The sequence below is a fragment of the Microbispora rosea genome (genome assembly GCF_900156315.1).
GTDB lineage: Bacteria > Actinomycetota > Actinomycetes > Streptosporangiales > Streptosporangiaceae > Microbispora > Microbispora rosea.
On sequence record NZ_FTNI01000001.1, the window covers coordinates 515,874 to 528,008 of the forward strand.

Here is a 12,135-nt window from a genome sequence, read left to right on the forward strand (position 1 = left end):
AATTGGTGACCATGGTGTGTCACTGACGTGAGAAAGGCTTCGCAGGTCAGGGCATGTAAGGAGTCAACTGAAGGATCACTGCTGTAGGGGCTGGAGGATCGCCGCCGAGGAAAAGCGTGAGCCCGTGGGAGGACCTTTGGGACCGTACACAGCTTCCCCGGCTCCGCACGTTGTCTACTCGGTCTTCCCACGGGCTCTGGAGCCACAACGGTAGCGACCGGAGCGACTCCCGTGCAAAGAGAGTCGCAAGCCGTTCCGTTATGAGGCCCAACACGTCGTATGTGGTTTTCGTGGTGCTTGCCCGGCCGGCCCGCGGGGGAGCGCGGCCCGCGAGCCGCGCGGTCTCAGCCGGCGTCCCTGAGCATGCAGGTCAGGCGGGCTGTGCAGACCGCCCGGCCCGCGTCGTCGGTGATCTCGATGACGTACGTCGCGAGCGTGCGCCCGCCGTGCACGCGGGTGGCGACGGCGGTGACGTGCCCCGAGGTGGCGGACCGGTGGTGGGTGGCGTTGATCTCGATGCCGACGGCGATCCTGCCCGGGCCGGCGTGCAGGGCGGCGCCGGTCGAGCCGAGGGTCTCTGCCAGCACGCAGGACGCGCCGCCGTGCAGAAGCCCGTGCGGCTGGGTGTTGCCCTTGACGGGCATGCGGCCGACCACCCGCTCGGCGCTGGCCTCCAGGATCTCGAGGCCCATCCGCTGGTGCAGGTGGTCCCCAGGGGCGTTCATCGACGCCACGAACTCCTCGGGATTCGTCAAGGTCAAGGGGACGCCTCCTGTGGGAAGAGCACGGGTTTCTGTCGTACAGGGAGACTAGGCTGCGGATGTGCCGAAGAGTGAAGCGACCCCCACCCGTCCGTGTCTGCTGCTCCTGGACGGGCATTCTCTTGCTTATCGCGCGTTCTACGCGTTGAAGGACGCGAACCTCATGACCACCGACGGTCAGCACACCGAGGCGGTGTACGGCTTCACCTCGATGCTGGCCAACATCCTGCGCGACGAGCAGCCGAGTCACGTCGCGGTGTGCTTCGACCGGAGCGAGCCGACCTTCAGGCACGAGGCGTACGACGGTTACAAGGCCAACAGGGCGGAGACCCCCGAGGACTTCCGCGGGCAGATGCAGCTCATCTTCGAACTGCTCGACGCGCTGCGCATCCCGCGCCTGTCGGTGCCCGGCTTCGAGGCGGACGACCTGATCGCGACGCTGGCGACCCGGGCGTCCGCCGAGGACATGAACGTGCTCATCGTGACCGGCGACCGCGACGCGCTCCAGCTCGTCGACGACAAGGTCACGGTGCTGATGACCAGGCGGGGCATCAGCGACATGACCCGCTTCACCCCCGGCGCCGTCATGGAGAAGTACGGCCTCACCCCGGCGCAGTACCCCGACTTCGCGGCACTGCGCGGCGACCCGAGCGACAACCTGCCGAGCATCCCGAGCGTGGGCGAGAAGACCGCCACCAAGTGGATCGTGGAGTACGGCTCGCTCGACGAGCTGGTCCGGCGGGCCGACGAGGTGAAGGGCAAGGTCGGCGACAAGCTGCGCGAGCACCTCGGCCAGGTGATCCACAACCGGATGCTGACCGAGCTGAAGCGCGACGCCCCGGTCGACGCCGAGGTGGCCGCGCTGACCATGGGCCTGTGGGACCGCGAGGAGGTCAACAAGCTCCTCGACGCGCTGCAGATCCGCGGCGAGCTGCGCGAGCGCCTGTTCAAGACCCTCGGCACCACCGAGCCGGAGGCGGGCGAGGGCTTCGAGCTCGAGGTGACCGTGCTGGAGCCGGGCCAGGTGGCCGGCTGGCTGGCCGCCCTCCCCGAGGCCCGCGCCGGGCTGGCTTTCAAGGGCGTCTACGGCAGCGGCACCGGGGGGCTGGAGGGCGTCGCGATCGCCGGGCCGGACGGCGCCGCCTATCTCGACCCCACGCGCCTCACTGAGGAGGACGAGGCGGCGCTGGCCGCCTGGCTGGCCGACGAGAACCGGCCGAAGGCCGTGCACGACGCCAAGGGGCCGTTGCTCGCGCTGTGGGCGCACGGCCTCGACCTGCGTGGCCTCACCTGCGACACGGCGCTCGCCGCGTATCTGGCGATGCCGGGGCAGCGGTCGTTCCCGCTGGAGGACCTGGTGCTGCGCTACCTCCACCGCGAGCTGCGGGCGGAGTCCGCGCCCGGCGGGCAGACCTCCCTGTTCGAGGACGCCGACGAGGGCGCGGCCCGGGACCTGGCGCTGCGCGCCCAGGCCGTGTGCGACCTGGCCGACGCGCTGGAGGCCCACCTGTCCAAGCGCGGCGGCACCCGGCTGGTGACCGAGGTCGAGCTCCCGCTGGTGCGGGTGCTGGCCCAGGTGGAGAGGGCCGGCATCGCCGCCGACCGGCAGTATTTCGCGGCGCTGGAGGCCGAGTTCGGCGCGGCCGTCAAGCAGGCGGTCGAGGCCGCCCACCAGGCGGTCGGCGAGCAGTTCAACCTCGGCTCGCCCAAGCAGTTGCAGGAGATCCTGTTCGGCAAGCTCGGCCTGCCCAAGACCAAGAAGATCAAGACGGGTTACACGACCGACGCCGACGCGCTCGCCTGGCTGGCCCAGCAGACCGACAACGAGTTGCCGGTGATCCTGCTGCGCCACCGCGACCAGACCAAGCTGCGCACCACGGTCGAGGGCCTGATCAAGGAGATCGCCGACGACGGGCGGATCCACACCACGTTCAACCAGATCGTGGCGGCCACCGGGCGGCTGTCGAGCGAGAAGCCCAACCTGCAGAACATCCCGATCCGCACGGTCGAGGGCCGGCGCATCCGCAAGGGCTTCGTGGTGGGGGAGGGCTACGACACGCTGCTGACGGCCGACTACAGCCAGATCGAGCTGCGGATCATGGCCCACCTGTCCCGGGACGAGTCGCTGATCTCGGCCTTCGAGTCGGGGCACGACTTCCACCAGGCCACCGCGTCCCGCGTCTTCGACCTGCCCCCGGAGCAGGTCGACGCCGACCTGCGCGCCCGGATCAAGGCCATGAACTACGGCCTGGCCTACGGCCTGTCCGACTTCGGCCTGTCGGGGCAGCTCAACATCCCCGTCGCGGAGGCCAGGGCGCTCAAGGAGGAGTACTTCGAGGAGTTCGGCGGTGTCCGCGACTACCTGGAGTCGATCGTCGCCCAGGCCCGCAAGGACGGCTACACCGAGACCATCCTCGGCCGGCGCCGCTACCTGCCCGACCTGACCAGCGACAACCGACAGCGCCGGGAGATGGCCGAGCGGATGGCGCTCAACGCGCCCATCCAGGGCTCGGCCGCCGACATCATCAAGGTCGCCATGCTGAACGTGCAGAAGGCGATCGAGGGCATGCGCTCCCGCATGCTGCTCCAGGTGCACGACGAGCTGGTGTTCGAGGTCGCGCCGGGCGAGCTGGAGGAGCTGACCGAGGTCGTGCGCACGCAGATGTGCGGGGCCTACGACCTGAGCGTGCCGCTGGAGGTCAGCGTGGGCGTCGGGACCACCTGGGAGGACGCCGGCCACTGACCCCGGCCCGTTCGGGGGCTCGCCGGGCTCATCACACGGGGCACATCACACGGGGCTCACCACACGGGCCATCCACCCGGGGCTCGTCGCACAGGGCCGGCTCGCGGGGCCGGCTCGCGGGGCGGCGGGTCAGGGGTGGCCGGTCGGGCGGGTGGGGCTGTGGTCCCGCCCGGCCAGGGCCAGGCCCGCCTGCTCGACCTCCAGCAGGCTCGCCTGGTGCCGCTCGGACTCGTACGCCGCCCGCCCGCCGCGCAGCCCCAACAGGCGCTTGCTCAACGCGATGTACAGCACGGCCGCGATGTTGATCAAGAGGAGCACGATCCGGAACGGGCTCACCTTCTCGGCGATCTCGTAGATCTCCACCGGGATGAACGCCGAGGTGACGATCACCGAGAAGTACTCGCCCCATCGCTTCAGCAGCCACAGGCCGGCCCCCTCGGTCAGCAGCAGGGCCGCGAGGGCGAGCAGGGCGAGGAAGATCCAGGTGAGGGTCGTCGTCCGCGCGCCCAGCGCGGTCCGCAGCGTGTGCACGACGCCCGACTGGTCGAGGTTCCACCCGAACTGGTGGGCCAGCGGCCGGACCAGCGGGAGGTCCTGGTCGAACGCCCGCCGCACGGCGTCGTGATGGGCGCGGAACCGCCACACGCCGTACGCTCCCGCGATCACGAGCACGGCCTTGGCCCAGCGGAAGACGGCGATCAGCCGTAGCACGGTCGCGTCCCGCAGCGCCCTGCCCCGCAGCACGACGGGCGCGTCGCCGGCCGGCCCGGCCCCGCGTGGCGGGCCCAGGGTGAAGTCGCCGCAGCGCAGGCAGCGCCACGCCTCGCCCAGCGCGGTATCGGCGCGCAGGCGGCTACGCAGCGCCTCCTCGTCCGGGGCGTAGGTGACGTGCCCGTGCCGCCCGCAGGCACGCAGGCTCCAGTCCACAGGAAAATTGCAACACACGCGAATGCGGACACGTCGGGCAGTAAGGTCAAATAACTGTGCGCAACGTTGCCCGAATGACTGCAATCGCCAATGTCGTCGTTGTCGTGATCGGTCTTGTCGCGCTCGTGCTGCTGCCCCGGTCCGCGGGCGAGGAACGGTCACAGGTGCGGGTGGCGCCGCCGCGGTCGCCGTCGCCGTCGCCCAGTGCGGCCCCGCCGAAGGCGACCGCCGAGTCCGCCAGGAAGGTCAAGGCGAACGAGGCCGGCCTGGTGCCCGTGATCATGTACCACCGCATCCTGCCCAAGCGGCTGGCGTCCATCGACCGGACCCCCGCCCAGCTGCGCAAGGAACTGGAGCGCCTGGCCAAGGACGGCTACGTGCCGATCACCGCGGCCGAACTGGTGGCAAGGAAGATCGACATCCCGGCCGGGACCCATCCCGTCGTCCTGACCTTCGACGACGGCCACCCCAGCCACTTCGCCATGGACCAGAACGGCATGCCGAAGAACGACACGGCCGTGGGCATCATCTTCGAGGTCGCGGCGAAGTATCCGAACTTCCGGCCCACGGCCACCTTCTGGGTCGGCCGCGACCCCTTCGGGCTGCGTGACCGGGAGCGGCAGAAGCAGGCGGTGAAGTGGCTGCTCGACCACGGCTTCGAGGTGGCCAACCACACCTACTCCCATCCCGATCTCCGCCGGCTCTCCGACAAGAAGGTCGGCGAGCAGATCGTCCGGCAGGAGCGGCTGCTGAAGAAGATCGGCGTGCCGGCCTCCACGACCTTCGCGCTGCCGTACGGGTCGCTGCCGAGGAAGCTGAGCAGGGCGCACGACGGTACCTGGGACGGAACCCGCTACCACTTCGACGCCGTCTTCCTGGCCGGGGCGCAGCCGGCCGTTTCGCCGTACGCGAAAAGTTTTCCGCGATACGCGATCCCGAGGATCCAGTCCAACGGAAAACACGGCGAATGCCGGCGCTGGTGCACGACCTACTGGCTCGACTGGCTCGACAAACATCCAGGAGAGCGTTACACGTCGGATGGGGATCCGGCCCGGGTGTCGGTGCCGCGTAAACTCCGGGCAACGCTCTCGCCTTCCCGGGCGAAGTCGGTGATCACTTACTAGGCGTCCGTCTGGTTGCCTCGGATTGACCCAGCTCGCTCCGTCTCATATGCTGATCGCTGCGCTGTGGGCTCGCGCGCGTCACGGACGGAGCGGGCTCGCGCTCGGTCATCTGGTGGCTCCAGGAAAGCAGCATCCGGTGAACGAAAAACGGCCCGCCGCGCTTCTGTCACAACGACATCTGTCCGGTTCGGAGCAATTCCACACATGACGAGCAGCACTGAGGCCACCTCGAGCACCCCGCAGGTAGCGGTCAACGACATCGGTTCCGAGGAGGCCTTCCTCGCCGCGATCGACGAGACCATCAAGTACTTCAACGACGGAGACATCGTTGAAGGCACCGTTGTCAAGGTCGATCGAGACGAGGTCTTGCTCGACATTGGCTACAAGACCGAGGGCGTTATCCCGTCGCGCGAGCTCTCGATCAAGCACGATGTCGACCCGGCCGAGGTCGTCGAGGTCGGAGAGCACGTCGAGGCCCTGGTTCTCCAGAAGGAGGACAAGGAAGGCCGCCTCATCCTGTCCAAGAAGCGCGCCCAGTACGAGCGCGCGTGGGGCACGATCGAGAAGATCAAGGACGAGGACGGCATCGTCACCGGCACGGTCATCGAGGTCGTCAAGGGTGGCCTGATCCTCGACATCGGTCTGCGCGGCTTCCTCCCCGCCTCCCTGGTGGAGATGCGTCGCGTCCGCGACCTGCAGCCGTACGTCGGGCGCGAGCTCGAGGCCAAGATCATCGAGCTGGACAAGAACCGCAACAACGTGGTCCTGTCCCGCCGTGCCTGGCTGGAGCAGACGCAGTCCGAGGTTCGCCAGACGTTCCTCAACACCCTCCAGAAGGGCCAGGTCCGCAAGGGCGTCGTGTCCTCGATCGTCAACTTCGGTGCGTTCGTGGACCTCGGCGGCGTCGACGGCCTGGTGCACGTGTCCGAGCTGTCTTGGAAGCACATCGACCACCCGTCCGAGGTCGTCGAGGTGGGCCAGGAGGTCACGGTCGAGGTTCTCGACGTCGACATGGAGCGCGAGCGGGTCTCGCTGTCGCTCAAGGCGACGCAGGAGGACCCGTGGCAGCAGTTCGCCCGGACCCACCAGATCGGTCAGGTCGTGCCCGGCCGCGTCACCAAGCTGGTGCCGTTCGGTGCGTTCGTCCGGGTCGAGGAGGGCATCGAGGGCCTGGTCCACATCTCCGAGCTGGCCGAGCGCCACGTGGAGATCCCGGAGCAGGTCGTGCAGGTCGGCGACGAGATCTTCGTGAAGATCATCGACATCGACCTGGACCGCCGCCGCATCTCGCTGTCCCTCAAGCAGGCCAACGAGGGTGTCGGTGCCGAGGTCGAGTTCGACCCCACGCTGTACGGCATGGCGGCGACCTACGACGACCAGGGCAACTACATCTACCCCGAGGGCTTCGACGCCGAGACCGGCGAGTGGCTCGAGGGCTTCGACAAGCAGCGTGAGGAGTGGGAGCGGCAGTACGCCGAGGCCCAGGCCCGCTTCGAGGCGCACCGCTCGCAGATCGAGAAGGCCCGCCAGGAGGAGGCGGCGGCCAGCGAGGCCGCTCCGTCGACCTACAGCGGCGAGACCAGCACGCAGTCGTCCAGCGGCGGTGGCGCCCTCGCCTCCGACGAGGCGCTCGCCGCGCTGCGCGAGAAGCTGGCGGGCGGCCAGAGCTGACACCCGGTCTCCTGACCGGAGGTCACGGCCACGTCCTCCACAGCACCACGAAAGGCCCCGCTTCGGCGGGGCCTTTCGCCGTTTCTGCCGGTCCTTCCCGTGCGGGGGACATCCCGCCCCGGTGGCGGCATGATGGGTCCGTGATCGAACGCGCCGCATCACCGCAGGAGCCGCCGGGAGACGAGGCGGAGTTCCGGCAACTCGTGGAGCGGTATCGCAGGGAGATCTACGCCCACTGCTACCGGATGCTCGGCTCGGTCCAGGACGCCGAGGACGCGCTCCAGGAGTCGCTTCTCGCGGCGTGGCGTGGACTGGACGGCTTCGAGGGCCGCAGCTCGCTGCGGACCTGGCTCTTCCGCGTCGCCACCAACGTCTGCCTGCGGCTGTCGTCGCGGCGGCCCCGCCGGATGCTGTCGTCCGACCACGGCCCCGCCCGCTCCGGCACCCGCGACCTCGGGGAGCCGGTGACCGGGCCCGTGTGGCTCGAGCCGTGGCCCGACGACCTGCCCGCGGACGACGAGCCCGACCCGGCGGCGGCGTACCTGCGGCGGGAGAGCGTCGAGCTCGCCTTCGTCGCCGCGCTGCACCACCTGCCGGGCACACAGCGGGCCGTGCTGATCCTGCGCGAGGTGCTGGGGTTCACGGCGGCGGAGACCGCCGAGATCCTCGGCACCACGTCCGCGTCGGTGAACAGCGCGTTGCAGCGTGCCCACGTGGTCGTACGGGAGCGGCTGCCCAGGCGCTCCCAGCAGGCCGAGCTGGCCACCGTGGGCGCGGACGGACGCCGCGCGCTGGTGAACGCGTTCATGACGGCATGGGAGCGGGCCGACGTCCCCGCGCTGCTCGACCTGCTGTCCGAGGACGCCCGCTTCACCATGCCGCCGCTGCCTGCCTGGTTCGACGGCCGCGAGGACGTCGGCCGGTTCCTGACCGAGCGGGTGTTCGCCACGCCATGGCGGCTGCTGCCCGTCGCGGCGAACGGGCAGCCCGCGTTCGCCTGTTACCAGTACGACGGGGAACGGTTCCGCCTGGGCGCGGTCAACGTGCTGAGCCTGCGGGACGGCCGGGTCTCGTGGATCGCCGGCTTCGTCGACCCCGAAGTGACCCGCCGTTTCCCCGTCCCCGCGGAAATTTCTCCGCAGGACCGATGAATCGGGCGCGGCCGGTGTCTCTGATCGGGTGACGGTTCTCACCATCCGACCCGAAGGACGCACACCATGCGCAAGCTGATCGTTTCCTCCGTCATGTCGCTCGACGGGTACGTCGAGGGGCCGGGCCGCGACGTCATGGCCCTGCCGATGGACGACTTCTTCGACGCGCACAACCTCGAGCGGCAGCGGGCGGCCGACACGCTGCTGCTCGGCGCCACGACGTACACGGGCTTCAAGGCGTACTGGCCTGCGGTGGCTGCCGATCCCGCCCTGTCCCCGGCGGTGGCGAACAACCCCGGCCTGGCCGACCTGCACCGGGAGATCGGCCGGCGGAACAACGAGATGCGAAAGGTCGTGGTGTCCGACTCGCTGACCGAGGAGGACACGGCGCCGTGGACCGGCACCACGACCATCGTGCGGCGGGCCGACGCGCACAAGGCCGTCGCGGAGCTCAAGAGCCGGCCAGGCGGGGACATCCTGATCTTCGGCAGCCGGACGCTCTGGAACGACCTGCTGGCCGCCGGGCTCGTCGACGAACTGCACCTCATGGTCGGCGCCGCCGTCCTGGGCGGAGGCACCGCGGCCTTCGGCGGCGGGCCGGTGCCGCCGCTGCGGCTTCTGGAGACCCGGCGCAGGGACGACTCGGACAACGTGATCCTGCGATACGCGGTGGCCGGCCGCGGCGAGTGACGCCCGGAGGCCCGCCCGGCGGAGGCGGGTGTGCCGATAGGGTGGCCCTCGTGGTGGAGATCGCGAGGGCCCTGCCCGCGGACGCGGGGGAGATCCTCACCCTGCAGCGGGCCGCGTACGTGACCGAGGCACAGCTCTACGGCGACCCGTTCATCGCGCCGCTCGTCGAGTCGCTCGACCAGGTGCGTACGGTGATCGAGACGGCGGTCGTGCTGAAGGCGACGGACGGCGGGCGGGTGGTCGGGGCGGTCCGGGGCAAGATGTCCGGCTCGACCTGCCTGGTGGGCCGGCTCGTGGTCGCGCCCGACCGGCAGGGGCAGGGCATCGGCAGTGCGCTGCTGGCCGCGATGCACGAGGCCGTGCCGGGGGCGGCGGCGTTCGACCTGTTCACCGGGCACCTGTCGGAGGGGAACCTGCGGCTCTACCGCCGCCTCGGCTACCGGGAGACCCAGCGGGAGCGGGTGCAGGATCACCTGACCCTGGTCCACCTGCGCCGGGAGCCCCAGCCCGCCCGATAGGCTGCGGCACGTGCTGAGAGTTGGGCTCACGGGCGGCATAGGCTCGGGCAAGAGCGAGGTGTCGCGCCGGCTCGCGGCCCGCGGCGCCGTCGTCGTCGACGCGGACAAGATCGCCAGAGAGGTCGTGGAGCCGGGCACCCCCGGGCTCGCGGAGATCGTCGAGGCGTTCGGCGAGGACATACTCCGCCCCGACGGCACGCTCGACCGGGAACGGCTCGGCGCGATCGTCTTCGCCGACGCCGAGAAGCTGAAGGTCCTCAACGGGATCGTCCACCCGAAGGTGGGCGAGCGCAGCGAGCGACTCCAGCGGGAGGCCCCCGACGACGCGGTCGTGGTCTACGACGTGCCGCTGCTGGCCGAGAACAACCTGGCCCCGCTGTACGACGTGGTGATCGTGGTGGACACCCCGGACGAGGTGCGGCTGGAGCGTCTGCTGCGGTTTCGCGGCATGCCGGAGGCGGACGCACGCGCCCGGATCGCCGCGCAGGCCTCCCGCGAGGACCGGCTGCGGATCGCCGACATCGTGATCCGCAACGAGGGTTCGCTGGACGACCTGGAGGCCCAGATCGACAAGATCTGGCAGGACCTGAGTGAGCGGGTCGCCCCGAGCGCCTGACTGGGCCGCCACGCCGGAGCTCCGCACGGACGTCCGACGCCGCGAATCTACAACGTAAAGCCGCCGCGCCTGGTCAGGAAACGGCGAGGCCGCGCTCGGGTGCGGCGCCTTCCATCCACGACCGGTAGGCGTCGAGGACGAGGCCGTGGAAGTGATGCACGCCGTGCTCGGACAGCCCGGAGCCGGACGGGTCGTAGACGATGCGGCCCTGGTCGAAGGCCGGGGTGTTCATGCCCCGCTGGACGCTCTCCACGATGGAGATGTCCTGCTGCTGCAGCACCTCGTCGATGTACCGCACCGCCTCCACCTCGGCGTCCGTCAGGTCGGCCGTCTCGAAGTAGAAGTCCCAGGTCTCCAGGGTGCGGTCGGGACCGGCCGGAATGACCTGCAAGACCATGAAGTTGCCGCGGCCGGGGTAGCGCAGCAGGCAGGTGTTGGGCCACAGCCACCACACCGCGTGCTGCGTGACCGACGCGCCCGCGACGTCGTACGCGGCGTTCTCCTGCGTGCCGGCCTCGGCGAAGTGGCTCGACCAGATGCCGTGGGTCTTCACCTCGTAGGTGTCCATGTCGACGAGGTCGACGAACTCCTTGTGGGCGATGTGGCAGTGGTAGCACTCCAGGAAGTTGTCGATGACGTTCTTCCAGTTGGACGCGATGTCGTAGGTCAGCCGCTTCGCGTGGGTCAGCCCGGCCACGTCGGGGGCCCACGTGGCGATGTCGGCCGCCAGATCTCCGGCCTGCTCGGCCAGGGGTGCGGCGCCCGGGTCCAGGTTCACGTAGACGAAGCCGCCGAACTCCTCCACCCGCACCTGGTCGAGGCAGATCTCGTTCTTGTCGAAGGTCTCCATCTTGTCGGCGCGGCGGGCCGCCTTCAGCTGCCCGTCCAGGCCGTAGGTCCACGCGTGGTAGGGGCAGACGATGTTGCGCGTGGTGCCGGACCCCGTGAGCAGCTCATGGGCGCGGTGCTTGCAGACGTTGTAGAACGCGCGCAGCGATCCGTCGCGATCGCGCACGATCGCGATCGGCATGTCGGCGACGGTGGCCGACACGTAGCTGCCGGGGGACGCGAGCTTCTCCACGTGGCAGATCCACTGCCAGGTGCGGGCGAAGATCGCCCGGATGTCGACGTCGAGCCACCGCGGGTCGGTGTACGTCTCGGCCCGCAGCGACATCGATCGTGCGGGGTCCTCGTGGAATCCGGTACCGACGCGGCGTACGTCGTCCATCGTGACTGATGCCATGGCGGGAGCATACGAGCGTCTGAACGATCGTTCAATGTATTCCTGGACGTTCGTTCAAAGCGGTCGGTCAGCCGGCGAGTGCGATCTCCTCGCAGCGGGCGACGTTCCTGCTGATCGAGGCGTGGTCGAGCCCCAGCAGGGCCGTGAGCCACAGGCCGTTCTGGATGACGTCGATGTCGGCGGCCCGCCTGCCGCACTCGTCGTCCGGCAGCTCGGGGCGGGCCGCATGGATGAGGGCGGCGAGTCCGGCGCGGTAGCGTTTCTGGGCCTCCGTGTTGATGCGCTCGAAGTCCTCGTGGGCCTGGGCGAGCGCCCAGAGCTGAAGCCGCAGGGACAGGTACTCCGTCGTCAGGAACTCCGGATCGGCCACCCGCTTCAGCGCGGCACGCAGCCGCTCCTCCGGTTCCAGTGCGAGATCCGGCTCGACCAGTGCGATGTCCTGCTCCTCGATGCGGTGCAGGGCCGCTCGGATCAGGCTCGTCTTGTCCTCGTAGTGGTAGTTCACCAGGCCCAGCGAGACCCGGGCCTCGCGTGCGACGGCGCGCATGCTGACCCCGGAGATGCCCTGCAGGGACAGCAGCCGGAGCGCCGCCTCGAGGATCCGCGCCTGCCGGTCGACTTTCTCGTCGGCGTCCATCGCGCGCACGGGCCTCGGGCTCATCTCCACAACCTTAGCGGCGGCAGGAAGGTC

The 12,135-nt window shown here is 69.8% G+C and carries 11 protein-coding genes; 7 read left to right on the forward strand and 4 right to left on the reverse strand.

The genetic code is table 11. From position 1 onward, the window contains the following. Positions 1 to 344 precede the first annotated feature (344 nt). Positions 345 to 725: a PaaI family thioesterase gene (locus tag BXA11_RS02390; protein WP_143734051.1), complete on the reverse strand. Its 381-nt coding sequence runs from the start codon at positions 723 to 725 to the stop codon at positions 345 to 347. Positions 726 to 822: 97 nt separating this feature from the next. Here BXA11_RS02390 and polA point away from each other — a divergent pair, with 97 nt between their 5' ends. Beyond that, the gene (gene polA / locus BXA11_RS02395) at positions 823 to 3,504 is read left to right on the forward strand and encodes a DNA polymerase I (protein WP_076432296.1); all 2,682 of its coding nucleotides are present in this window, start codon (positions 823 to 825) and stop codon (positions 3,502 to 3,504) included. A 129-nt stretch (positions 3,505 to 3,633) separates the two neighbouring features. Here the strand turns inward: polA and BXA11_RS02400 are convergent, their stop codons facing one another. After that, positions 3,634 to 4,431, reverse strand: a complete 798-nt coding sequence (locus tag BXA11_RS02400) for a DUF2127 domain-containing protein (RefSeq protein ID WP_076432298.1) — start codon at positions 4,429 to 4,431, stop codon at positions 3,634 to 3,636. Between the two features lie 74 nt (positions 4,432 to 4,505). Between BXA11_RS02400 and BXA11_RS02405 the strand changes: the two genes are divergently transcribed. From BXA11_RS02405 to coaE, 6 genes are all read left to right on the forward strand, one after another. Next, the gene (locus BXA11_RS02405) at positions 4,506 to 5,555 is read left to right on the forward strand and encodes a polysaccharide deacetylase family protein (RefSeq protein ID WP_076432300.1); all 1,050 of its coding nucleotides are present in this window, start codon (positions 4,506 to 4,508) and stop codon (positions 5,553 to 5,555) included. A 204-nt stretch (positions 5,556 to 5,759) separates the two neighbouring features. Continuing rightward, the gene (gene rpsA / locus BXA11_RS02410; protein WP_076432302.1) at positions 5,760 to 7,226 is read left to right on the forward strand and encodes a 30S ribosomal protein S1; all 1,467 of its coding nucleotides are present in this window, start codon (positions 5,760 to 5,762) and stop codon (positions 7,224 to 7,226) included. A 140-nt stretch (positions 7,227 to 7,366) separates the two neighbouring features. Continuing rightward, complete coding sequence (locus BXA11_RS02415) at positions 7,367 to 8,377, forward strand: RNA polymerase subunit sigma-70 (protein ID WP_076432303.1); 1,011 nt, start codon at positions 7,367 to 7,369, stop codon at positions 8,375 to 8,377. Positions 8,378 to 8,443: 66 nt separating this feature from the next. Continuing rightward, positions 8,444 to 9,067 (forward strand): dihydrofolate reductase family protein, encoded by a 624-nt coding sequence (locus BXA11_RS02420; RefSeq protein ID WP_076432305.1) that lies wholly within the window; start codon positions 8,444 to 8,446, stop codon positions 9,065 to 9,067. Positions 9,068 to 9,117: 50 nt separating this feature from the next. Then, positions 9,118 to 9,585, forward strand: a complete 468-nt coding sequence (locus BXA11_RS02425) for a GNAT family N-acetyltransferase (RefSeq protein WP_076432481.1) — start codon at positions 9,118 to 9,120, stop codon at positions 9,583 to 9,585. A gap of 10 nt (positions 9,586 to 9,595) precedes the next feature. Beyond that, positions 9,596 to 10,201: a dephospho-CoA kinase gene (gene coaE / locus BXA11_RS02430; RefSeq protein ID WP_076432307.1), complete on the forward strand. Its 606-nt coding sequence runs from the start codon at positions 9,596 to 9,598 to the stop codon at positions 10,199 to 10,201. A gap of 73 nt (positions 10,202 to 10,274) precedes the next feature. Here the strand turns inward: coaE and BXA11_RS02435 are convergent, their stop codons facing one another. Next, a complete protein-coding gene (locus tag BXA11_RS02435) occupies positions 10,275 to 11,444 on the reverse strand; it encodes an aromatic ring-hydroxylating oxygenase subunit alpha (protein ID WP_076432309.1) in 1,170 nt (389 codons plus the stop codon). Between the two features lie 67 nt (positions 11,445 to 11,511). Next, complete coding sequence (locus BXA11_RS02440; RefSeq protein WP_239104831.1) at positions 11,512 to 12,105, reverse strand: TetR/AcrR family transcriptional regulator; 594 nt, start codon at positions 12,103 to 12,105, stop codon at positions 11,512 to 11,514. Between the last annotated feature and the right edge of the window lie 30 nt (positions 12,106 to 12,135).

Excerpts from the sequence above, each read along its gene's own strand:
- BXA11_RS02390 (WP_143734051.1), bottom strand. The coding sequence starts at position 725 with ATGAACGCCCCTGGGGACCACCTGCACCAGCGGATGGGCCTCGAGATC.
- BXA11_RS02440 (WP_239104831.1), bottom strand. The coding sequence starts at position 12,105 with ATGAGCCCGAGGCCCGTGCGCGCGATGGACGCCGACGAGAAAGTCGAC.
- rpsA (WP_076432302.1), top strand. The coding sequence starts at position 5,760 with ATGACGAGCAGCACTGAGGCCACCTCGAGCACCCCGCAGGTAGCGGTC.
- BXA11_RS02435 (WP_076432309.1), bottom strand. The coding sequence starts at position 11,444 with ATGGCATCAGTCACGATGGACGACGTACGCCGCGTCGGTACCGGATTC.
- BXA11_RS02405 (WP_076432300.1), top strand. The coding sequence starts at position 4,506 with ATGACTGCAATCGCCAATGTCGTCGTTGTCGTGATCGGTCTTGTCGCG.
- BXA11_RS02420 (WP_076432305.1), top strand. The coding sequence starts at position 8,444 with ATGCGCAAGCTGATCGTTTCCTCCGTCATGTCGCTCGACGGGTACGTC.